Below are 22,971 nucleotides of genomic sequence, written 5' to 3' on the forward strand. Positions count from 1 at the left end.
CACGCGCCTACAAGGGGATATGCGCCGCTGCCAGAAGCTCCTTGGTGTAGGGATGCTGCGGCGCTTCGAACACAGCATGGCTGGGGCCGCGCTCTACCACTTTGCCGTCCTTGACCACGATCATATCGTGGGCCATCGCCCGCACCACCGCCAGGTCATGGCTGATGAACAGGTAGGTCAGGCCGTATTTCTCCTGCAGTTCGCGCAACAAGGCCACCACTTGTTTTTGCACCGTACGGTCCAGCGCGGAGGTCGGTTCATCCAGCAGCATCAACGCCGGCTTGAGCACCAGCGCCCGCGCAATCGCAATGCGCTGGCGCTGGCCGCCGGAAAATTCGTGGGGGTAACGGTGCCGGCTGGCGGGGTCAAGGCCGACATCCTTGAGCACCTGGATGACCTGCGCTTCGCGTTCGTCAAGGCTGCACGGCGCGTGAACCTCCAGGCCCTCGCTGATGATCTGCTGCACCGACATGCGTGGGCTGAGGCTGCCATACGGGTCCTGAAACACCACCTGCATTTGCTTGCGCCACGGACGCATTTGCCGGTGGTTGAGCGGGTCGAGGGCTTCACCCTGAAAGCGAATACTGCCAGTGGAGTCGAGCAAGCGCAGGATCGCCTGGCCCAGGGTCGACTTGCCCGAGCCGGACTCGCCGACAATCCCCAGGGTCTTGCCGCGTTGCACGCTGAGGCTGATACCGTCCACCGCCTGCAGGTAGCGCTTGCGCCGCAACAGCCCGCCGCCAAGGGCAAACTGCACGCTCAGGTCGTCCACCTGCAACACCGTCTCGCGCTCGTCGCCGCACAACACTTCAGCCGAGGGCTCGGCGTCCAGCAGCAGGCGGCTGTAGGGATGCTGCGGTGCGGTGAACAAGGTCTGGCAGTCGGCCTGCTCGACAATCTCGCCGGCGCGCATCACGCACACCCGCTGGGCAATGCTGCGCACCAGATTGAGGTCGTGGCTGATCAGCAGCAGTGACATGCCCAGGCGTTGCTGCAAAGACTTGAGCAGCAGCAGGATCTTGCGCTGCACAGTCACGTCCAGCGCGGTGGTGGGTTCGTCGGCGATCAGCAGCTCCGGCTCGCAGGCCAGGGCCATGGCGATCATCACCCGTTGGCGCTGGCCACCGGAGAGTTGGTGCGGATAGGCCTTGAGCCGCTCCTGGGGTTTCTGAATACCCACCAGGTCGAGCAGTTCGAGGATCCGCGCCTGCGCCGCCTTGCCGCCCAGGCCCTTGTGCAGCAGCAGGGTTTCGCCGATCTGTTTTTCGATGGTGTGCAGCGGGTTCAGCGAGGTCATCGGCTCCTGGAAGATCATCGCGATGCGATTGCCGCGCAGCTTTTGCAGAGCAGCAGGCGAGGCGCCCATCAGTTCCTGGCCGCGATACTTCACCGAGCCTGTGCTGTGCGTGCCGGCTTCGGGCAGCAGTTGCAGGATCGAATGGGCGGTCACTGACTTGCCCGAGCCCGACTCGCCCACCAATGCCAGGCATTCGCCGTGGCGCACGTCCAGGTTCACATTGCGCACCACGGTGTGGCCGCTGAAGGCCACGCTGAGGTCACGGATTTCGATCAGGTTCATACGCAGTCACTCATGAGCGAGGGTCGAAGGCATCGCGCAACGCCTCGCCGATAAACACCAGCAGCGACAGAATCAGTGCCAGGGTGAAAAACGCCGTCAGGCCCAGCCAGGGCGCTTGCAGGTTCTGTTTACCCTGGGCGATCAACTCGCCCAGCGAAGCACTGCCGGCCGGCATGCCGAAGCCGAGGAAATCCAGGGCGCTCAAGGTCGAAATCGCCCCGGTCAGGATAAACGGCAAATAGCTCAGGGTGGCAGTCATCGCATTGGGCAGGATATGCCGGCCAATGATCGTGCCGTCCCCCAGGCCCAGGGCGCGCGCGGCCTTGACATACTCCAGGTTGCGCCCGCGCAGAAACTCGGCGCGCACCACGTCCACCAGCGCCAGCCAGGAAAACAGCGCCATGATGCCCAGCAACCACCAGAAATTGGGCTCGACGAAGCCCGACAGGATAATCAGCAGGTACAGCACCGGCAGCCCGGACCACACCTCCAGGATGCGTTGCCCCAGCAAGTCCACCCAGCCGCCGTAGTAACCCTGTAACGCCCCGGCGGCGATGCCGATGGCGGCGCTGATCGCGGTCAGCGCCAGGGCAAACAGGATCGACACCCGCGCGCCGAAGATCACCCGCGCCAACACATCCCGCGACTGGTCATCGGTGCCCAGCCAGTTCACCGTCGACGGCGGGCTGGGGGCAGGGCGGGTCAGCTCGTAATTGGGCGTGTCGTCGCTGAACGGGACCGGTGGAAACAGCATCCAGCCGCCGTCCTGCTTGATCAGCTGCTGCACGTAATCGCTGCGGTAATCGGCCTGGAACGGCAATTGCCCGCCGAACTGCTGTTCGGTGTAGCGCTTGAACACCGGGAAATACAGCTCGTTCTTGAAGCTGAGCACCAGGGGCTTGTCGTTGGCGATCAATTCGCCACCCAGGGTCAGGATAAACAAGCCAATGAATAGCCAGAGAGACCACCAGCCACGACGGTTTTTCTTGAAGCGCTCGAAACGCCGACGCGCCACCGGAGACAGGTTGAGCATCAGGCGTTCCTCGCGGCGAAGTCGATACGCGGGTCCACCAGGGTGTAACACAGGTCACCGATGAGTTTTATCAAGAGCCCGAACAGGGTGAAGATGAACAGCGAACCAAACACCACCGGGTAGTCCCGCGACACCGCCGCCTCATAACTCATGCGGCCCAGGCCATCGAGGGAAAAGATCACTTCGATCAGCAGGGAACCGGCGAAGAACACGCTGATGAACGCCTGGGGAATCCCGGAAATCACCAGCAGCATCGCGTTGCGAAACACATGGCCGTAGAGCACGCGGCGTTCGCTCAAGCCCTTGGCGCGCGCGGTGACCACGTACTGCCGGGTGATTTCGTTGAGGAACGAGTTTTTGGTGAGGATGGTCAGCGTGGCGAAACCACCGATCACCAGCGACGTGACCGGCAATACAAGGTGCCAGAAGTAATCGGCGATCTTGCCCACGGTGCTCAGCTCTTCGAAATTCTCCGACACCAATCCGCGCACCGGGAACCAGTTCAGCGACGTGCCGCCGGCAAACACCACGATGAGGAACATCGCAAACAGGAACGCTGGCATGGCATAGCCGATCACGATGGCGGTGCTGCTCCACACATCAAAGCTGCTGCCATGGCGCACGGCCTTGCGGATGCCCAAGGGGATCGACACCAGGTAAGTGATGAGGGTGGCCCACAGGCCAAGGGAAATGGTGACCGGCATCTTTTCCAGGATCAGGTCGATCACCGTCGAACCGCGAAAGAAGCTGTTGCCGAAGTCCAGTTGGGCGTAGCTCTTGAGCATCAGCCACAGGCGTTCCGGCGCAGGCTTGTCGAAGCCGTATTGCTTTTCGATGTCCTTGATCAGTTTCGGGTCCAGGCCGCGGCTGGCCCGCGAGCCGCTGATGGCTTCGCCTGAGCCACCGCCGACACCGCCGACACCGCCGCCGCCGATGCCTTGCAGGTGGGCAATGGCTTGTTCGACCGGCCCGCCCGGGGCGGCCTGCACGATCACGAAATTCACCAGCAGGATGATGACCAGCGTCGGGATGATCAGCAGCAGGCGCCGCACGATATAGGCAAACATCAGTGCGCACCCCCGCGTTTTTCCAGCTCGGCTCGCATCTGCGCGTTGGTCAGTGGCGTCGGGCTGACTTCCCACCAGGTTTCCAGGGCTTCATCGTTTTTCGCCTCGATGGCCGGGCGGCCGAAGCGGTTCCACCACGCGGCGGACGTGCCGGGCGGGTAGTAGTTGGGAATCCACAAGTAGTTCCATTGCAGCACGCGGTCCAGCGCGTGGGCATAGGTGAGCATCTGCGCCTGGGTATCGGCCTTGACCAGGCCCTTGATCAGGCGGTCGACGGCTGGGTCCTGGAGTGCCATGTAGTTGTTGGCGCCCGGATCGAACGCGGCGGCGGAGCCGAAGAAATTGTACAGCTCCATGCCCGGCGAGGTGGTCACCGGAAACCCGGTGACGATCATGTCGTAGTCACGTGCCATCAAGCGGTTGACGTACTGGGAGGAGTCGATACGGCGGATATTCAAGGTGATGCCGATTTGCGCCAGGTTGCGTTTGTACGGCAGCAGTAGACGTTCCACGCCCGCCTGGGCATTGAGGAATGTAAACGTCAGCGGCTCGCCCTCGGCGTTGACCAGTTGGTCGCCTTCAGGCTTCCAGCCGGCTTGCTCCAGCAGGGCCAGGGCCTGCAACTGCTTGTCGCGGATCATGCCGCTGCCATCGGTGACGGGCGCCTTGAACACCTGGGTAAATACTTCATCGGGAATCTGCCCGCGCAGGGGCTCCAGGATCGCCAGTTCTTCCTGGGTCGGTAGCTGGGTGGCGGCGAGCGGGCTGTTGGAGAAAAAGCTCTGCTGGCGGATGTAGAGGTTGCGCATCATCTGCCGGTTGGCCCATTCGAAATCCCACAGCATGGCCAGGGCCTGGCGCACCCTGCGGTCCTTGAACATCGGCTTTTGCACGTTGAACACATAGCCCTGGGCCGGTTGCGGCATTTCCTTGGCCAGATGCGCGCGTTGCAGGCGCCCATCGTCAAGGGCCGGGCCGTTATAGCCGATGGAATACCCCGTGGCGGAAAACTCCCGGTTGAAATCGTAGGCGCCGCCACGCAGCACTTGGCGCGCCACTTCGGTGTCGCCGAAATACTCCAGGCTCAGGTGATCGAAGTTGTACAGGCCCCGGCTGACCGGCAAGTCCTTACCCCACCAATCGGGGTCGCGGGTAAAGGTGATGGTATTGCCCGAGTCGATCTTGCTGACCTTGTACGGGCCGCTGCCGAGTGGGGCTTCATAGCCGCCGCCGTTGGCGAAATCGCGGGTCTTCCACCAGTGCTCGGGAAACACTGGCAGCGTGGCGATATCCAGGGGCAGGGTACGGTTTTCATTGCTGGAGAAGTCGAAGCGCACCTGGCGCTCGCTTTCCACTTCGACGTGCTTGACGTCGGCGAACAGCGTCCGAAAGCGCAGGCTGCCTTGGGTCATCAACAGATCGAAGCTGTAACGCACGTCTTCGGCGGTGATGGGCTTGCCATCGGCAAACCGCGCCTTGGGGTTGAGGTAGAAACGCAACGACAGACCGTCGTCGGCGCGCTCCATCTTTTGCGCGACCAGGCCGTAGACTGTATAGGGCTCATCCAGGGAGCGCTGGGCCAGTGGCGCATAGAGCCAGCCATCGACCTGGGAGACACCGATGCCTTTATCGATATACGGCAATACATGGTCAAAGCGCCCGATTTCCAGGGCGGAGCGGCGCAGGCTGCCACCTTTGGGGGCATTGGGGTTGGCATAGTCGAAATGGCTGAAGCCATCGGCGTACTTGGCCGGCTCGCCGTACACCGTGAGGGATGCTTGTGGCGCCGCGATCACGGCGCTGCTGGTCATGAGCAAGACCAGGGTGATACGGAGCAGTTTTGGAAAAGCCAATCGCATTATCAGCCTTGAGCGCGGATGAACAAAGAATAGAGAGCGGTACGTTAACGGCTTAAGTGTCGTCAGTCATCACATGCACAACGGCCCGCCAGATGGCGGGCCGTTGTTTACAGCGTCATCGCAGACAGGATCAGTCCTGGCGGCTGGTGACTTCCAGCAGGTGATAACCGAACTGGGTTTTCACCGGGCCTTGTACGGTATTGACCGGGGCGCTGAACACGACGGTGTCGAATTCCTTGACCATCTGGCCTGGACCGAACGAACCCAGGTCACCGCCTTGACGGCTGGACGGGCAGCTGGAGTTGGCTTTGGCGATTTCTGCGAAATCAGCGCCGCCTTCGATCTGAGCCTTGAGTTCGTTGCACTTGTCTTCAGTGGAAACGAGGATGTGGCGGGCGGTGGCTTTGGCCATGGGGAATAACTCCTTGAGTGAAAAAACGGTGAGCCTACCGGATTCAGGCGGTTATTTCCCGGCAAAGTTCCCGCTGGTTGCCTGAGCGGGTCGGGAACCGCCTGGCACACGGGGTTCAGGCCAGAACGATGTAGTCGTTTTGCTGGACAATCGCGGCGTGCGGGCCTTGCACGAGATGGATATAGCGACCGTCCACCAGGTCGATGGGCAGGCAATCGTCAATGTCCATGACTGCGTCGGTATGCCCCTGGGTCCAGTGGCGCAACAACTGCTGCTTGCCCTTGCTCATCGCTTCCCGTTTGTCGCGCGCGACCAGCAACAGGTAATGATGGGCTTCGCCGAAGCGGTTGGTCTCGTAGCCGCCGAGGTTGATGAAATACAAGTGAGGCGCATCGCCGCGTGGTGCCAATGGGCTGAGTTCGACCTTCCAGCCGTCGACGCCATCGACCGCCATCCACGAATCGATGTGCACGCCCTTGGGGCTGCCGAACCAGGCTTCGCGCAATTGCGGGTAGGTGGCCTGCAGCGTGTCCGCCACAGCAAACGCCACATCATGTACTTCGATCCGGGCCCTGGGGTGCTTGCCCCCGAGCATCACGACAAACAGCATTGCGGGTGATTCCTGGCGATTGATCAAAGGCCAACCATACTGCGATTGAACCCTTTTGTCCGGTCAATGCCACACTGTTAATCCGCGAACTGATCAGGAGGTTGTCATGCGTACTATCGATCTGGCCGGCGTTCCCGTGCCTGTCATCGGCCAGGGAACCTGGCGCATGGGCGAAGACCCGAACCAGCGCCGCGCTGAAGTGGGCGCATTGCAACTGGGTATCGACGAGGGCCTGACCCTGATCGACACTGCCGAAATGTATGGCGAGGGCGGTGCAGAGGAGGTGGTCGGTGAGGCCATCAAGGGCAGGCGCGACCGGGTGTTCCTGGTGAGCAAGGTCTACCCGCACAATGCCAGCAGCCAGGGCGTGCCCCGCGCTTGCGAAGCGAGCCTTCAGCGCCTGGGCACCGACTATATTGATCTGTATCTGCTGCACTGGCGCGGTCAGTACCCCCTTGCCGAAACCGTCGAAGCGTTTGAGCGGTTGCGCGAAGCGGGCAAGATCGGCCGTTGGGGCGTCTCCAACTTTGATGTGGCAGACCTGCAGGAGCTGGCGTCCCCTGCCTGTGCGACTAACCAGGTGCTCTACAACATTGAAGAGCGGGGTATCGAATTCGACCTGCTGCCATGGTGGCAACAGCACCATTTGCCATTGATGGCGTACTGTCCCATTGCCCAGGGCGGCGAGCTGCTCGCGAGTCCGACCCTCAAGCAGATCGCCCATCGTCATGAGGCCACCCCCGCGCAGGTCTCCCTCGCCTGGGTCCTGCGACAACAAGGCGTGATCGCCATCCCCAAGGCAGTAACGCCCGAACACATACGGCAAAATGCCGCTGCTGCGAAGCTGGTACTGGACGAGCATGACCTGGACGCGATCGACCGCGTATTTGGCGCGCCCAAACGTAAACACCCGCTGGCGATGGTGTAGCGCCAACAGGAACGGTGCCGTCCCTGGACCGTTCCCGCCCGCGCCGCGGTTAGCCGGCTACCGGACTGCGCCAGTCGTCCGAGCCGGAAGTGCCGGCCACTTCATGCGTCCAGACGATCTTGCGATAGGTGAAATGCACGTCCTCCAGGTGGGTGAAATGAGCATTGTCCGGATCCTGGCAGTTGGGCATCCGCGACTGAATGTCCACAATCGTCGCGCCTTCCAGTTCAATGGTGAAGTAATGCTCCTGAGTGCCTGCCGAAGAAGTACGGAACCATTCCAGCCGGCATGACACCTCTTCCCCCGAAGTCAGCGCGCTGAAAAGCAGCGGCGAGGACTTGTCGAAAACCTTGCTGATCATCAGCGGTTTATGCACGCGCTGGCCGGTAGGCTGACCCGATTGCGGATCGCGGGGAATGATCACCTGGTGCGCAAACGCCTGCACCAGGATCTGGTCCTCATGGCCTTCCTGATAAATGTTTCCTACCGAGTCCTGAGTAAATGTACCTGCGGTGATCAAGCCTTGTTTGACACCGGTGACGGAGAGGTACGCGGGTGTTGGCATGACGGGTTTCCTTGTCTGATTGAGTAGGTGCTGCCGAACGGCGAGGTTACCGGTCGGGCAAATGCCTATAACAAAAAGCGTGCCTGAAAGTGCGTGGGCCAATGAAATAAGGGCAGGGGATACTAACACCTTGAAAGTGCTTGGAAGTTGCGCGTGTTTTTGCAGGATTTTAGTATCTGAAGTTGCGCGCAAGTGTGCATTTAATTGCTCACAATTAACAATGAGTGGTTAGGCGCAGATGGAGGTGATTGAGGGTTATTTGATTTTTTTGAGTGCGCAACTAACTGCGCAGGCCTTGATTTTGGGGGCTTGTAGGAAATTCCTTAATTGCGCGGCTATCGCTTGCTGATTGTTTTTCTGATGGCTAAGGTTCGGTCACTTCGTTGCGTATTGAACGAGCGTTAATCGGCAACCTGCTCCGTACTTTACGGCGCTTAGTTTGCCTGCCCAGCCTTCATAGTTGTGTGCGGTCCATAAATGGTTCATTCAGAAAAGCTCAGCAATTATTACCGCGAACTTGCGCGAACACCTTGTTCGCCAGGCAGTTTCGCCGGCAATGACGTGCGCTTTTCGAGCGAGTTTGAAAGCGTAGAAGCCGAGATTGCCAAGACACACTCACTGCATGGCGTGAGCCCCCCGGATTGGCAGCTAGTCTGCGACATCAGCGAGCGCCTGTTGCGTGAGCAATCCAAGGATCTGCGCGTGGCTGTGTGGCTCACCTGGGCGCTGCACCAGCGTGATTCATTTGCCGGCTTACTGGCCGGGCTCGTGTTGCTGGTTTATCTCTGCGAGCATCATTGGGCGGTGGTCTATCCCGCCAAGCTGCGCACACGTGCTGCCGCATTGGGTTGGCTGACGACTCGCCTCGACCCGCTCTTCTCGCAAAACCTCTCGGTGGTCGACCAACTGCCTGTGTTCCAGGCACTGCAGGCAAACCTGGTGCGCCTTGATGAGCGCTTGAACGAGCATCTTGGCAGTGACGCTCCGTTGTTATTGCCGGTCCGGCGGCAACTGGCGGAGCGTCTGGCGCGTGCTGCGCAAGGCGGCAAGGAGCCAGGAGGCGTTGCGGGTGTGATTGCTCAGGTCAAGCAGGCAACCACGCAGTTGCTCAAGCCCGAGGCGCCGATCAGCAACGAAAAAGATGCGCAAAAAGTACTGCGGGCCTTGCAGGAGCAGGCCCGCACGTTGTGTGCCTGGTGGTTGCGCCAGAATGCCACCGACCTGCGGGCCCTGCGTTTGGGACGCACCCTGGCCTGGCTGAGCCTGGTCAATTATCCGGATGCCAGCAGTGAGGGCGTAACGGCATTGCCACCGCTGGCTCCCGACAAGCTCAAACGTTACCAGGAGCGTCTCGACCACGGCCATCATGCCGAGCTGTTGCTGGAACTCGAGGTCAGCCTGGGAGGCGCATTGTTCTGGTTCGATGGGCTGCGCATGGTCTGGGAATGCCTTGAAGCCTTGCACGCAAACCTGGCCATGACCGAACTGGAAACCGCCTTCGCCCTGTTATTGCAACGTTTGCCGAATTTGCCTGAATTGCGCTTCGCCGACGGTACACCGTTTGCGGGCCCGCAGACCCGTGAGTGGATCACGCACCACGTGGCTCGCCACCTGCACAAAGCCGAACCTTTCAGTACTGCCGCCGATGTCAGCGGCGAGCCCTGGGAAACCGCGTTGCAGGCGGTCATGCCCAGCTTGCGCAAGGAGGGGCTCAAGGCGGCGGTCGGCGTACTCAAGCAGGGTTTGCACAGCGCCTGCAGTGAACGCGCGCGCTTCCATTGGCGGCTGGCACTGGCCAGGTTGTGCATACGGGCGGGCAAGCCTGACTTGGCCAGGATCCAGCTGGAGCAGCTGGACCTCGAATTACAGCGCGAGGGCCTGGACCGCTGGGAGCCGGAGCTGGCCCTGCACGTCGGTCGGCTCCTGTATCGCTGCTATGACCTGTTGCCACAAAGCCACGCCGTGCGCGAAAGCAAGGACGCCACGCACCGCCGGTTGTGCCATTTCGATCTGCAAGCAGTGCTCGAATAACCATCATCAAAAAGGAGAAACACCGTGGCCAAAGACGGTTCGGTGGCACCCAAGGAACGTATCAATATCACTTTCAAACCCGCGATCGGCGGTGCACAGGAGGAAGTCGAACTGCCGTTGAAGCTGCTGGTGCTGGGGGATTTCTCGCAACGCGAGGACCCGCGCAAGCTAGAGGACCGCAAGCCTATTGGGATCGATAGGAACAGCCTCGACGAGGTGTTGGCCAAACAGGCCCTGAACCTGACCTTGAGCGTGCCCAATCGCCTTCAGGAGGACGCTGACGTTGAAGAGCTGGCGGTCCAGGTCCGCATCAACGCGATGAAAGACTTCAATCCCGCGAACCTCGTTGAGCAAATACCACAGCTGCAAAAGCTGATGGTGCTGCGCGAGGCATTGGTGGCGCTCAAGGGGCCGCTGGGCAACACCCCGAGCTTTCGTAAAGCCATTGAGCAGGCACTGACCGATGACGACTCCCGTGCGCGGGTACTGGCCGAGTTGGGGTTGAGCGGCGCCGATGCCGAACCTATTCAGTAAAAGGACACTGACACCATGACAGCTACCCAGTACAACCCACAGTCCCAGTCAAAAGCCACCGACGAGGGCAGCATTCTCGACAACATCATTGCCCAGACGTTACTGAGTGCCGATGACGAGGCGTACAGCATCGCCAAGCGCGGGGTGTCGGCGTTTATCCAAGAACTGGTCAAGCCTCACAACCGTGAAGAGCCAGTCAAGAAGCGTCTGGTCGACCGGATGATCGCCGAAATCGATGCCAAGCTCAGCCAACAGATGGACGAGATCCTGCACCACCCCGACTTCCAGGCACTGGAGTCGGCGTGGCGAGGGCTGCAACTGCTGGTCGAGCGCACCGATTTTCGCGAGAACATCAAGATAGAGCTGCTCAATGTTTCACGGCAAGACCTGCTGGACGATTTCGAGGATTCCCCGGAAGTCACCCAGTCGGGGCTCTACAAGCATATCTACAGTGCCGAATACGGCCAGTTTGGCGGTCAGCCGGTCGGGGCGATCATCGCCAACTACTTCCTGTCACCCAGCGCGCCAGATGTGAAACTCATGCAATACGTGTCCAGCGTTGCCGGTATGGCTCACGCACCGTTCATCGCTGCCGCCGGGCCAGGTTTCTTTGGCCTGGAAAGCTTCACGGGTCTACCTGACCTCAAGGACCTCAGGGATCATTTCGAAGGTCCGCAGTTTGCCAAATGGCAGAGCTTTCGCCAGAGCGAAGACGCCCGCTACATCGGCCTCACCGTGCCGCGTTTTCTGCTGCGCACGCCTTACGATCCCCTTGAGAGCCCGGTAAAAACCTTTGCCTACCAGGAAAATGTGGTCAACAGCCACGAGCACTACCTGTGGGGCAATACGGCCTACGCCTTCGCCACTCGCCTGACCGACAGTTTCGCGCGCTTTCGCTGGTGCCCGAACATCATCGGCCCCCAGAGCGGCGGGGCGGTCGAGGACCTGCCGTTGCATCACTTTCAGAGCATGGGCGAGATAGAAACCAAGATTCCGACCGAGGTACTGGTGTCAGACCGGCGCGAATACGAGTTGTCGCAGGAAGGGTTCATTGCGCTGACCATGCGCAAGGGCAGTGACAACGCGGCCTTCTTTTCCGCCAGCTCCGTGCAGAAGCCCAAGACGTTCGGCATCAGCGAAGAGGGCAGGGCCGCCGAGCTGAACTACCGGCTCGGCACCCAGTTGCCGTACATGATGGTGGTCAATCGGCTGGCTCACTACCTCAAGGTTCTGCAGCGTGAACAACTGGGCTCGTGGAAGGAGCGGACTGACCTGGAGTTGGAACTCAACAAGTGGATTCGCCAATACGTGGCGGATCAGGAAAACCCCAGCGCCGAAGTTCGCGGTCGCCGCCCACTGCGCGCAGCGCGAATTGTCGTCAGCGATGTCGAGGGTGAGCCAGGCTGGTACCGCGTCAGTTTGAGCGTACGGCCGCATTTCAAGTACATGGGGGCGGACTTCACTTTGTCCCTTGTTGGCAAGCTCGACAAAGAATGAGCCGAGGCCAGGGGATGCGCCACCCCAGCAGCCTTTTCGAGCGCCTTGAGTCCGATACGTCCCCCAGCGTGTGCCGCGTGACGTCCGTCGCCGCGCATTTGACGAAAATGCTCAGCACCCGTGCAGGCAGCGTGCAGACGCTGCCGGATTACGGCTTGCCCGATCTCAATGATATGCGGCTCAGCCTGCATGAATGCCTGACCCAGTCGCGCCTGCTGATCGAGCGCTTCATCCAGGCTTATGAGCCACGGCTGGTGAATGTGCGCGTCAGGGTGCTACCCCGTGTCCATGAAACCTTGGCGTTGGCGTTCGCCATTGAGGCTGGGCTGCTCATCGACGGTGGCATACAACCGGTCGTGTTCCATGCGCGCCTGGCGCAAGCAGGTCAGGTAGAGGTTCGCGCAGATGGCCCTTAATCGCTATTTTCAACGCGAACTCAGTGACCTGCGGCAACTCGGGCGGCGCTTTTCCGAACGAAACCCGGCCCTGGCACCGTTTCTTGCCGAGACCGGTCAGGACCCGGATGTGGAACGTTTGCTGGAGGGCTTTGCGTTTCTGACCGCGCGCCTGCGCCAGAAGCTCGATGACGAGCTGCCAGAGTTGACGCATTCTTTGATGCACCTGCTATGGCCCAATTACATGCGGCCAATGCCGGCTTTCAGCATCCTGCAGTTCGACCCGTTGAAATACGCCGGCCCCAGCGTTCGCGTGGCACGCGATACCGCCGTGGAAAGCGTGCTCATTCAAGGCGATCGTTGCCGGTTCAGAACGTGCTATGCCACTGATGTCATGCCCTTGCAACTTCGCAGCCTGGATTACACCTGCCAGAGCGATGTGGACTGGTTGGACCTGCGCCTGACCCTGAGCGCGGAGGGAAACTTCAGTGCGCTGGCATTCGGCTCGTTGCGACTGCACCTGGCCGGGGATCACTACGTAAGCCAAGGTCTGTACCTCAACTTGCTGCGACACCTGGACGGCATCCATGTGCAGCTACTGGACCAGAGCGGTTTGCCGGTCAACGGGGTCGATGGTCGACCTGCGACGGTACGCCTCGGCGCCAGTCAGGTTCAGCCGGTGGGGTTTGCACCGGAACACGCGCTGATTCCGTACCCGCAAAATACCTTCGATGGATATCGCCACCTGCAGGAATATTTCACGTTTCCCGAGAAGTACCTGTTTGTCGATGTACAAGGGTTGGAAGCCCTGCATCGGTTGCCGCAGGAGGTCCTCGATCAGGCACATGGCATGGTGTTGCGCTTCGAGCTGCGCGCCCAGGGCCGTGCACCTCAGCGGCCCACCCTGGACAACGTCAAGCTGTACTGCACGCCTATCGTCAACCTGTTCAGTCACGATGCAATACCCATTCGGCTGGATGGAAAGCAGGACGAATACCTGCTGTTGCCGGGGGAATATGCTGCGGCCAATGCCAATGTGTTTTCGGTTGAGCGCGTTACGGGATGGCGCCCCGGTGGCTTGGGGTATCAAACGTACGTGCCCTTTGAGTCGTTCGAGCATGACAGCGGCCTGGCGACGTCGGGGGCACACCCCAGCTTCAGCATCCGCCAGCGCCCTTCGGCACAGCACGACGGGCTGGATACCTGGATAGGATTTAGCGATCGGCGCGAACCGGGCCCGGAGACCCTGTCGATCGAGCTGACCTGTACCAATGCCGGCTTGCCGCAACAGTTGCGGGCAGGTGAGATCAACCAGCCCAGCGAGCACACGCCTGAATCATTGACGTTTCGCAACATCACCGCGCCAACCGCCAGTTTTGCGCCGCCACTTGAGCAGGATTTTCTGTGGAAACTCATCAGCAACATGTCGCTCAACTATCTGTCGTTGACCGATATCAACGCACTGAAAGTCATTCTCGAGACCTACGACCTGCCGCGCTATCACGATCGACAGGCGCTGAAAATCAGCCAGAAAAAGCTGGGCGCGTTGCGCGCCATTCAGCACGAAGCGGTTGACCGGCTGCACCGCGGCCTGCCGATTCGCGGACTGCGGGTGGACCTTACGGTGGATCCTCTGGGCTTTGCAGGTCAAGGCGATCTGTTCGTGTTCGCCTCGGTGCTCAATCAGTTTTTTGCACTCTATGCCAGCCTCAATTCGTACCTCGAGTTGCGAGTTATCAGCACACAAGGAGACGTGTATCTATGGCCGTTCCGGATGGGGCAGCAACCCCTGCTTTGACTCAGCTTTGCCGTGCCATCCGCGAATACACGCTGTTCCAGGCGGTGGTGCAGGTGATTGCACGCTTACGTGAAGCGCATCCACAGCTGGACGAGGATGCGTTGTATGACCGGCTCGAATTCCAGGCCAACCCCGGCCTGGGGTTTGCCGGACACGATATCGACCGTATGGAGTTTTTCATGGACCAGGGGAGTTTGCGGGCACGTTTGCGCATCAATGTGCTGGGCTTGTTCGGCGCGGGGTCACCATTGCCCGCGTTCTATGCCGAGCAGGCGGTTGCAGAGCGCGCAGGTGGCAACCCTTCGCGGGACTTCCTCGATATGTTCCATCACCGACTGCACCGTCTGCTGCTGCCGATCTGGCGCAAATACCGTTACCGGGCGTGCTTTCAACCGGGCGCCAGTGATGGGTTTTCGCAGCATATGTTTGCCCTGGTCGGCCTCGGCAGCCATGCCATACGGGCCGCCTCGGGTCTCGATTGCAAGCGCTTGCTGCCTTACCTCGGGTTGTTGAGCCTGCGAGCGCACTCGGCCGCGTTGATAGAGACCGTCCTGAGGTATTACTTCAAGCATGCCCCGGTGTTCATCGAGCAGTGGGTCGAGCGCACAGTGGACGTAGAGCATTCGCAGCGCAATGACCTGGGCCATGCCAACTGCGCGCTTGGCCAGGACCTGGTGTTGGGGCATCGGGTCGCTGACCGCAGCGGCAAGTTCAGGGTGCATATCACAGGTTTGGCGTGGCACCACTTTCACGCCTTTCTGCCCATGGGAGCGGCTTATGTCCCTGCCTGTTCGCTGGTGCGCTTGGCTGCGCCGGACGCATTGCAATTTGACCTGCGTCTGGTGCTGGCCCCCGGCGAAATCCGGCCACTGCACATCGGCGAAAACAATGCGTGCCGCCTGGGTTGGACCAGTTGGCTGGAGCATGAGCGAGCGGATGGCGCAATCACGCTTGCCAGCCATTTTCATTAAGGATTGATGAGCATGATTAATGTGGACCTGCAAAAACTGATCCGTACATTGACGCCCCAGACCCGCGAGGACCTGACGCGTTCGGCCGAGCGCTGCATGGCACGTGGCGGCCATGAGGTATTGGTGGAGGATCTGCTCCTGGCCTTGCTCGAGCATCCCGCTGGGCTGATCACCAAGGCGTTGGAAGACGCCAACGTTTCCACAGGCGAACTGCAAGCCGCCTTGCAGCCCAGGATTGAGCAGAGCGCAACCCGCAACCCGGTGTTCGCCCAGACTCTGGTGCTGTGGTTACAACACGCCGTGATGGTTGCGCACGTAGAGTTGGGCCAACGTTCTGTCGATCACGGTGCTCTGTTGCTGGCACTTTTACAGCATCCGCTGGAGCACGCGGGCAGTCGCTATCATGCCGTGCTCAGCCGCCTGGATACCGGCAGGGTGCGTGACTTCCTGACGAGTCGGCCTTCTGAGCATCAGCCGATTGCTACAGAGTCGCTGTTGCAGCGTTTTACCCAGGACCTCACCCAGCAGGCCCGTGAGGGCCGGATAGACCCGGTGCTGTGCCGTGAGCGTGAAGTGCGCCAGCTGATCGATATTCTGGTGCGGCGGCGCAAGAACAATCCGATTCTGGTGGGGGAGGCTGGGGTAGGGAAGACCGCGATCGTGGAAGGGCTGGCGTTGCAGATCGTGGCGTTGCAGGTGCCCGAGGTCCTTAAGGCTGTTCGCGTGCTGACCCTCGATATGGGCTTGCTGCAAGCAGGCGCCGGCCTCAAGGGTGAATTCGAGCGGCGCCTAAAAGGTGTGATCGATGAAGTGAGCGCCTCACCCGAGCCGGTAATCCTGTTTATCGACGAAGCCCATACCTTGGTTGGCGCTGGCGGCCAGCCGGGTGGGCTGGACGCGGCCAACCTGCTCAAGCCGGCGTTGGCGCGCGGCGCGCTGCGTACGATCGCCGCGACTACCTGGTCGGAATACAAGCAGTACATCGAAAAAGATCCGGCATTGGCGCGGCGATTCCAGCCGGTAAAGGTCGGCGAGCCCAGTGTCGAGCAGGCTGTGTCGATTCTGCGGGGGCTGGTGCCTGTCTACGAAGCGAGTCATGGCGTGTATGTCCGCGATGATGCGGTGGTGGCGGCGGCCCGCATGAGCGCGCGCTATCTGGTGGGTCGGCAATTGCCGGACAAGGCGGTGGACGTGCTGGACACTGCGTGTGCCAGTGCTCGCACGCGTCAGGCAATGCCGCCCGAGTCATTGCAGGCGCTACGCGTCGAACTGATCGAGGGCCAACGGCAGGCGCGGGCGCTGAGTCGAGACGCCGAGAGCGGGTTGCCGGTGGATGCGCAAGCCTTGCAGGCGTTGAAACTGCGCCTGGAAACCCTCGAGCCCGAGCGCCAGCTACTCGAGCAGCAGTGGCTCGAGCACGGCGGGCAAACGTCGCTCGAACCTGAGGTTTGCCCGCGTGGCGTAGCCCATGTCATCAGCGCCTGGACCGGGATTCCCGCCGAGCAGTTGGCCTTTGAACCGAATGAAAAAGTGCTGGGTTTTGCCGAGGCTTTGCGCGCCCGCGTGCTTGGGCAGGAACACGCGGTACAGGCTCTGGACCGTGCCTTGCGCGCGGTCGCCGCCGGGCTGAACAAGGTCGACGCACCGGTCGGGGTGTTTCTGCTGGTGGGGCCAAGCGGTGTCGGCAAGACAGAAACGGCATTGGCCCTGGCGGATCTGTTGTACGGCGGGGAAAGGTTTGTCACCACGATCAACATGTCGGAATACCAGGAGAAGCACGCGCTCTCCCGATTGATCGGCGCGCCACCGGGCTATGTCGGTTATGGCGAGGGCGGGGTACTGACCGAGGCCGTGCGCCAGCGTCCTTATTCAGTTGTGCTGCTCGACGAGGTGGAGAAAGCCGACCCTGAGGTGTTGAACCTGTTTTACCAAGTCTTTGACAAAGGGCGCGCCAATGATGGCGAAGGGCGCGAAATCGACTTTCGCAACACCGTGCTGCTGCTGACTTCCAACCTCGCAAGCGACTGTATCAACGCGCTTTGCGCAGACGGTCAACGACCGCAACCCCAGGTACTGCAAGACGCCATTTATCCGGTGCTGCGTGCGCACTTCAAGCCCGCATTGCTCGCCCGTATGCGCGTCGTACCGTATTACCCGATCGCAGAGAACGTGCTGCGCGACGTGGCCGAACTCAAGCTCGCGAACCTTGGGCAACGGCTGCAATCACGCAAACTGGCGTTCACCTATACGCCTGAACTGGTTACTCACATAACCGAGCGTTGCGCTGACGCTGACAGCGGTGCGCGGTATATCGACCAGTGGCTCGAGCGGCATTTATTGCCGCAGATGGTGGACGGTCTGCTGGGCGCCATGGCCGTGGATGCGCCAGTTTGCCTGGTGCATGCCCGAGTGGATGGCAACGGCCTGCCTGTCTGTGAGTTCAGCCAATGAGCGACAACAACCTGGACCAACTGCCCGACCCGCTTGCCCATGCCAACGCCTTGATCGGCTGTTTTACGCGTATAGGCCTGGACAACGACGACGCTTCACTGCCGGGCGCATGCGTCGCGGCAGCGGCACAACTGAGCCACTGTGAACTCTGCCAGTTGTACCGGCTTGATGAGGTGACTGGGCGGCTTGTTCTGATCGCCCAGCACCTGAGCGCGACGCTCTCGCTGGCGGATACCCCTTCAAGGCTCGATCTGCGACACGTGCCTTTGCTGCGTGACACCGTGGGCCAAGGCGTTGCCGTCAGTGTGGATGATGTGCAGAACAGCGCGTGCAACACGGCTTTTCTGCCGGCGCTCGCGTCACCCTGGCGCGCCCTATTGAGCGTGCCGCTGTTCAGTCGCCTCAATACGGTCACGGGCGTGTTGCTCTGCGCTGCTCAACGCCCGGTAGCGTTGCGAGGCTACGCTACGTCGCTGGGCCAGTTCGGCAGCTTCGCCTTGCACCAATTGGCGCTGTTGCGCAGCCTGCGGTGTTTGCCGGCTGTTGCACCGCAAGGGCGCGCAGTGTCGGCGGGCACGTATGGCCTGATAGGCAGCAGCACAGCGATGGCGCAAACCTGCCAATTGATCAGCAAGGTGTTGCATACCCCTTATACCGTCCTGCTGCGCGGCGAAACCGGTACCGGCAAGGAAGTGGTGGCTCGCGCCATCCACCTGGCAGGGCCGCGTGCGGACAAGGCTTTTGTGGTGCAGAACTGTGCTGCGTTCCCGGAAGGCTTGTTGGAAAGCGAGCTGTTTGGTTACCGAAAAGGCGCCTTTACCGGTGCGGAGCGCAACTACGCAGGGCTGTTTGACGCCGCGCACGGGGGCACGCTGCTGCTTGATGAAATCGGCGATATGCCGCTGTCCCTGCAAGCCAAGTTGCTGCGGGTCCTGCAGGAAGGGGAAGTTCGCCCATTGGGCGCCAGTGCTGCGCACAAGGTTGACGTACGCATCATCGCGGCGACGCACCGTGACCTGGCCGCCATGGTCGCCGAAGGCAGCTTTCGCGAAGACCTTTATTACCGGCTTGCCCAATTTCCCATCCAGCTACCGGCCTTGCGTGAGCGAGATGGGGATGTGCTGCAACTGGCACGGCATTTCGCCGACAAGGCGTGCGCAAGCCTTGGGAGGACACCTGTGCAATGGTCGAATATCGCCCTCGATCAACTGTCGAGTCATCCCTTTCCCGGCAACGTGCGTGAACTCAAGTGTCTGGTGGAGCGCGCCGTGCTGCTGTGCGACGACAACGTGATTCTGCCCACGCACCTGTCGCTGCCCCAGGCGCCGGTCGCGACCCGCTGTAGATGACGTAACGCTACGCCAGCGCATGGAGCGGGTAGAGCGCGTGTTTTTGCTCGACTGCCTGCACAAGAATCGCGGCAACCGAACCCGCACGGCGCGCGAGCTGGGCGTCGCACGGCGCACGCTGTTGTATCGGCTTGCCCGCTTGAACATTCCCTGCGGTGATGCCAGTGGGGAGCGTTGAGCCGTGTGCCGTAGGTTTGTCGAAATCATCGCCGCCGCCACCGATAGCGGACGGCGGGCTTTTTCACCGAGGAGAGACCTGATGCCTGATCGTCCATGGCGCGTCGCCGTGCTTGTGCTGCTTTTGCTCGGCGGTTGTCATGCCAACTATGTATTCGATGATGCCCAGTACCGTCCGTTGGGTGAGCCGCAGGCGGTGACCCGTGGTCGATGAAAAGAGGGAGCCTGACCATGCAGCTTGTGTTTGAGGTATGTGAGGCCGCAGGCGGTAACCCTGCGTCCATGGTGCGCAAGATCTTCGACGGGGTGGGGCGGTGTGATTGGCCGTGGCTCCGGCTGTGAGTGGGTCATCCACGATCCGAGCCGCTTGCTCTCCGGTCACCATGGTTTGGTGGGTTACCGGGAAGGTCGTTACTTCCTCACGGATATCAGCAGCAACGGTATCCGTATGGCCGGCAGTCGCGAACGCCTGCCCAAAGGGCAGGCGCAATTGATCGAGGAGGGTGACGTGTTCGAACTCGGAGCACTGTCGATACGCGCGCGGTTGATAGAGCCGATTCAACCTTCCTGTGAGCAGCCGATAATCACGGGCGTACCGATTCCCGATGATGCGTTCCTGGCGCTGGACCCGTTGCAGGCACTGGACCTCGAACAGCAGCGGCTTAGCGCCTCCGATGAGCTGGAGGCGTTGAGTGCTGGCACTGGCGTGGGCGAGTTCGGCACGTGGGCCGACCGGCATGCCGCCGACCGCGAACATGTGGCGATCCCGCGTCGGGTTGGATCGCTCAAGGCGCTTCCCGAGGTTGATCCTGCCGTCATGGCGCCGGGGTCCGGCGACATCTTCTGGACGGAGTTTGCCGCGGCGTTGGGGCTTGACCTGCGCCGGCTTGACGATGTGGCTCGAAAGGCGCTGGCGATCGAGGTGGCGCGCCTTTTTCGGCTGGAGGCTGAACGGTTGCAGCACGGCCGCGCCTACGAAGAACAGGTGCGTCTGATCTCGACCTTGCACAGCGATTATTCAGGATGATGTTCATGTATCGAGTCACCCTTATGCCTCTGTTGCTCCTGCTTGGCCTGTTGGCGGGTTGCAGCGCCGTGTCACCTTTGTCGACATTGACCAAACTGGACCTGGTACTGACCGCCAGTGATCAGGTCAACCCAGACGTTCATGGTCGACCCTCTCCGGTCGTGTTGCATCTGATTGAGCTGCGTCATGGCGTGGCGTTTGAGAATGCCGACTTTTTCAGCCTGTACGACCACGCCGAGCAGGTGTTGCCAAAAGACTGGGTGAGCAGCGAGGAAATCGAAATGCGCCCGGGTGATCGGCGGGCGCTCAAGTTGAGTGTCGGGCCGAAAAGTCATTTTGTGGGTGTGTTGGCGGCGTATCGAGACTTGCCGCACGCTCAATGGCGTCAGCTCGTTCCGCTCGCCGCTCAACAAGTGAACCGTGTCGAGCTGGTGCTGGATCAACACGGCATCCGGCTTGCCGACCCGCGTTCCGACAAAGAGGTGCAGTGATATGCACGCCCATAAAGTCATTTGGCAGGAAGGCATGCTATTGCGGCCACAGCACCTGCAGCACAACGACCGTCATTACCAGCAGCAGCTTAACCAGACGCGTTTGCTGAGCCCTGACGCCTGGGGGTTCCTCACGCTGGAACTCGATGTGCAGTACCTCAATCTCGGCAAATTGGTGGTTACTCAAGCCAGCGGTGTGTTGCCGGACGGTAGCCTGTTCGAACATGGCGCCGCCATGGAACCGCTGGTATTGCAGGTGCCAGCCAATGCGGGGGAACAGGCTGTTTACCTGGGTCTGCTGCTGGCGACAGGCAATCAGATTGAAACCCGCCAACCGGAGCAGGACGATGTGCTGGCACGCTACCTCACCTGTGAGGTGGAGGTCGGGGATTCTAACGCCGGGACCGACTCTCGTTGCCTCATTCACTGCGCGCGGCCTGACATGCGCCTGTTGTTGGGTGAGCAGCACAGAGAGCAGGGCTTTGTCAGACTCAAGGTTGCCCAGGTACTGGAATCGACCGAAGCTGGGGGCGTGCGCCTGGATGCGGGGTTCGTCCCGACATTCATTTTCATGCAGGACCGTGGGTATGTAGCGTCTTGCCTCAAGGAGGTGATCGGCTTGCTTGCGTCGCGAGGCGATGCCATTGCGGCGCGCATCCGCGGCGAGAGCACCGCCGCCGGCACGCAGGTTGGCGATTTTCTGATGCTGCAAGTGATCAATCGTAGCGAGCTGGAGTTGCGTCACTGCTTGAGCCAGGTTCAGGTTCGTCCTGAAGCCGTATTTCGTGTTCTGTTGGCGCTACTCGGTGAGTTATCAACCTTCGCCAGCGACAGCAAGCGCGCGGCGCTGGATGTGCATTACCGGCACGTCGACCAGGGGGCTAGTTTTCGGGGGCTGATGGAAGCCGTCCGCGCCGTGCTGTCGGTCGTACTCGAACAACACTCTATCGAGTTGACGTTGCAACAACGTCAGTACGGCGTATTGGTTTGCCCGGTAAGCGATCTGAAATTGCTGGGTACCGCGACGTTTATCCTGGCGGCCACGTCGCAGTCTGATTCGGAGGAATTACGCCAACGCCTGCCAGCGCATCTGAAAGTCGGCCCCGTTGAGCGCATACGGGAGCTGGTCAATCTGCACTTGGCGGGTATCAAGGTCAAACCACTGCCCGTGGCACCGCGCCAGATCCCGTTCCATGCCGCAAAGACCTACTTCATGCTCGATATGAGTGCCCGCGATATCGCGCAACTGGAGCAATCGGGTGGGTTCGCCTTCCATGTGGGGGGCGAATTTTCCGGGCTTGAGCTTACCTTCTGGGCCATCAGGAATTGACCGCTATGGACAGTGAATACCCGCAGGATGAAAAAACCGTCCTGCTCGACCGCGACGGTCATGGGCCCGCACAAGGGCCACTCACGCAGTTCCCGTCGCCGCCGCGCTATGAACAGTTGCAGGACCGGATGATCTACGCGAGCCATGTACTGGGCGCACACAGCTTCACGACGTCGCTCAACCCGCTCGTGGTCGCGGCTTGGGAAATATTGTCGCAAGTGGTCCAGCTCAAGGGCTGCACCGGTCGAGAAAACCTCACTGCGATCAGTGACCGATTGTCATCGGCGGTGACGCAATTCGAAACCCGTGCCTTGCAGGGCGGCGTCGAAAACACCCAGGTCATGTCTGCGCGCTACGTGCTGTGCAGCGTGATCGACGAAGCCGTCGTGACCACAGCGTGGGGGGCTCGAAGCGACTGGCCGAAGATGAGCTTGCTGAGCCGCTTTCACCACGAGACGTTCGGCGGCGAGAAGGTCTTCCAGTTGCTGGAGCGCCTGGCGCGCGACCCGGTAAAACACGTGGCGATGCTGGAACTGATGTACCTGTGCCTGGCCCTGGGGTTCGAAGGTAAATACCGGGTAATGGAGCGGGGCGTGTTACAGCTCGAGGCCGTTCGTGATGGCCTGTATCGGCAGATCCGGCATGTACGTGGCAACCCGTCGGCGGCGCCTGTTCTTCCGGCAGGGAAGGCGCACGCACGCCGTAGGCGCATACGCGTTATTCCTGCCCGCTGGTTTGTCGCCTTCACGCTGTGCTGTTTGCTCGCAATGTACGCGGGGTTCGCCTGGGTGTTGGAACGAGAAAGGGCGAGTGCACTGCAAAACCTTCCATTTTCGGCGTCGGATCCTACTCAGACGCCCATGTAAA

At 60.9% G+C, this 22,971-nt stretch carries 20 protein-coding genes and 1 pseudogene; 14 read left to right on the forward strand and 7 right to left on the reverse strand.

The genetic code is table 11. From position 1 onward, the window contains the following. Positions 1–7: 7 nt before the first annotated feature. The 6 genes from QF045_RS14155 to QF045_RS14180 form a co-directional block, all read right to left on the reverse strand. A complete protein-coding gene (locus QF045_RS14155) occupies positions 8–1,579 on the reverse strand; it encodes an ABC transporter ATP-binding protein (RefSeq protein WP_306492733.1) in 1,572 nt (523 codons plus the stop codon). Between the two features lie 10 nt (positions 1,580–1,589). Then, the gene (locus QF045_RS14160; RefSeq protein WP_306492734.1) at positions 1,590–2,612 is read right to left on the reverse strand and encodes an ABC transporter permease; all 1,023 of its coding nucleotides are present in this window, start codon (positions 2,610–2,612) and stop codon (positions 1,590–1,592) included. Beyond that, a complete protein-coding gene (locus QF045_RS14165) occupies positions 2,612–3,679 on the reverse strand; it encodes a microcin C ABC transporter permease YejB (RefSeq protein ID WP_306492735.1) in 1,068 nt (355 codons plus the stop codon). Before QF045_RS14165 ends, QF045_RS14160 begins: the two co-directional genes overlap by 1 nt. Beyond that, positions 3,679–5,538: an extracellular solute-binding protein gene (locus QF045_RS14170; RefSeq protein WP_306492736.1), complete on the reverse strand. Its 1,860-nt coding sequence runs from the start codon at positions 5,536–5,538 to the stop codon at positions 3,679–3,681. Before QF045_RS14170 ends, QF045_RS14165 begins: the two co-directional genes overlap by 1 nt. 130 nt (positions 5,539–5,668) lie before the next feature. After that, positions 5,669–5,950 carry a peptidylprolyl isomerase gene (locus QF045_RS14175; RefSeq protein WP_005788801.1) on the reverse strand — a complete coding sequence of 94 codons (282 nt, stop codon included), beginning with the start codon at positions 5,948–5,950 and terminating at the stop codon, positions 5,669–5,671. 115 nt (positions 5,951–6,065) lie between these two features. Next, positions 6,066–6,560: a DUF1543 domain-containing protein gene (locus tag QF045_RS14180; RefSeq protein WP_306492737.1), complete on the reverse strand. Its 495-nt coding sequence runs from the start codon at positions 6,558–6,560 to the stop codon at positions 6,066–6,068. Positions 6,561–6,666: 106 nt separating this feature from the next. Here QF045_RS14180 and QF045_RS14185 point away from each other — a divergent pair, with 106 nt between their 5' ends. Continuing rightward, complete coding sequence (locus QF045_RS14185) at positions 6,667–7,488, forward strand: aldo/keto reductase (protein ID WP_306492738.1); 822 nt, start codon at positions 6,667–6,669, stop codon at positions 7,486–7,488. 49 nt (positions 7,489–7,537) lie between these two features. Here the strand turns inward: QF045_RS14185 and QF045_RS14190 are convergent, their stop codons facing one another. Further along, a complete protein-coding gene (locus QF045_RS14190) occupies positions 7,538–8,053 on the reverse strand; it encodes an Hcp family type VI secretion system effector (protein WP_306492739.1) in 516 nt (171 codons plus the stop codon). A 477-nt stretch (positions 8,054–8,530) separates the two neighbouring features. On the opposite strand from QF045_RS14190, the gene tssA reads away from it, so the two are divergent. The 13 genes and pseudogenes from tssA to icmH all read left to right on the forward strand — a co-directional run bounded on the left by tssA (position 8,531) and on the right by icmH (position 22,970). Then, positions 8,531–10,084 (forward strand): type VI secretion system protein TssA, encoded by a 1,554-nt coding sequence (gene tssA, locus QF045_RS14195; protein WP_306492740.1) that lies wholly within the window; start codon positions 8,531–8,533, stop codon positions 10,082–10,084. Between the two features lie 24 nt (positions 10,085–10,108). After that, positions 10,109–10,618 carry a type VI secretion system contractile sheath small subunit gene (gene tssB / locus QF045_RS14200; protein WP_306492741.1) on the forward strand — a complete coding sequence of 170 codons (510 nt, stop codon included), beginning with the start codon at positions 10,109–10,111 and terminating at the stop codon, positions 10,616–10,618. 15 nt (positions 10,619–10,633) lie between these two features. Then, positions 10,634–12,115, forward strand: a complete 1,482-nt coding sequence (tssC, locus tag QF045_RS14205; RefSeq protein WP_306492742.1) for a type VI secretion system contractile sheath large subunit — start codon at positions 10,634–10,636, stop codon at positions 12,113–12,115. Between the two features lie 14 nt (positions 12,116–12,129). After that, on the forward strand, positions 12,130–12,531 hold the full coding sequence (gene tssE / locus QF045_RS14210) for a type VI secretion system baseplate subunit TssE (protein ID WP_306492743.1): 402 nt from the start codon (positions 12,130–12,132) through the stop codon (positions 12,529–12,531). Beyond that, positions 12,521–14,308, forward strand: coding sequence for a type VI secretion system baseplate subunit TssF (tssF, locus tag QF045_RS14215; protein WP_306492744.1), 1,788 nt, complete (start codon positions 12,521–12,523; stop codon positions 14,306–14,308). Before tssE ends, tssF begins: the two co-directional genes overlap by 11 nt. After that, positions 14,272–15,279 (forward strand): type VI secretion system baseplate subunit TssG, encoded by a 1,008-nt coding sequence (tssG, locus tag QF045_RS14220; RefSeq protein WP_306492745.1) that lies wholly within the window; start codon positions 14,272–14,274, stop codon positions 15,277–15,279. Before tssF ends, tssG begins: the two co-directional genes overlap by 37 nt. Positions 15,280–15,285: 6 nt before the next feature. Continuing rightward, positions 15,286–17,730 (forward strand): AAA family ATPase, encoded by a 2,445-nt coding sequence (locus tag QF045_RS14225; protein WP_306492746.1) that lies wholly within the window; start codon positions 15,286–15,288, stop codon positions 17,728–17,730. Continuing rightward, positions 17,727–19,257: pseudogene (locus QF045_RS14230) on the forward strand (sigma-54 interaction domain-containing protein). Before QF045_RS14225 ends, QF045_RS14230 begins: the two are co-directional and overlap by 4 nt. An 81-nt stretch (positions 19,258–19,338) precedes the next feature. Beyond that, positions 19,339–19,470 (forward strand): type VI secretion protein, encoded by a 132-nt coding sequence (locus QF045_RS14235; protein ID WP_306492747.1) that lies wholly within the window; start codon positions 19,339–19,341, stop codon positions 19,468–19,470. 102 nt (positions 19,471–19,572) lie between these two features. Next, positions 19,573–20,283 (forward strand): FHA domain-containing protein, encoded by a 711-nt coding sequence (locus tag QF045_RS14240; protein WP_306492748.1) that lies wholly within the window; start codon positions 19,573–19,575, stop codon positions 20,281–20,283. Positions 20,284–20,288: 5 nt separating this feature from the next. Then, a complete protein-coding gene (gene tssJ, locus QF045_RS14245; protein ID WP_306492749.1) occupies positions 20,289–20,774 on the forward strand; it encodes a type VI secretion system lipoprotein TssJ in 486 nt (161 codons plus the stop codon). A 1-nt stretch (position 20,775) separates the two neighbouring features. Continuing rightward, complete coding sequence (gene tssK / locus QF045_RS14250) at positions 20,776–22,104, forward strand: type VI secretion system baseplate subunit TssK (protein ID WP_306492750.1); 1,329 nt, start codon at positions 20,776–20,778, stop codon at positions 22,102–22,104. A 5-nt stretch (positions 22,105–22,109) separates the two neighbouring features. Then, positions 22,110–22,970, forward strand: coding sequence for a type IVB secretion system protein IcmH/DotU (icmH, locus tag QF045_RS14255; RefSeq protein WP_306492751.1), 861 nt, complete (start codon positions 22,110–22,112; stop codon positions 22,968–22,970). The last annotated feature ends 1 nt before the right edge of the window (position 22,971 follow it).

The sequence above is a fragment of the Pseudomonas sp. W4I3 genome, assembly GCF_030816195.1.
GTDB lineage: Bacteria > Pseudomonadota > Gammaproteobacteria > Pseudomonadales > Pseudomonadaceae > Aquipseudomonas.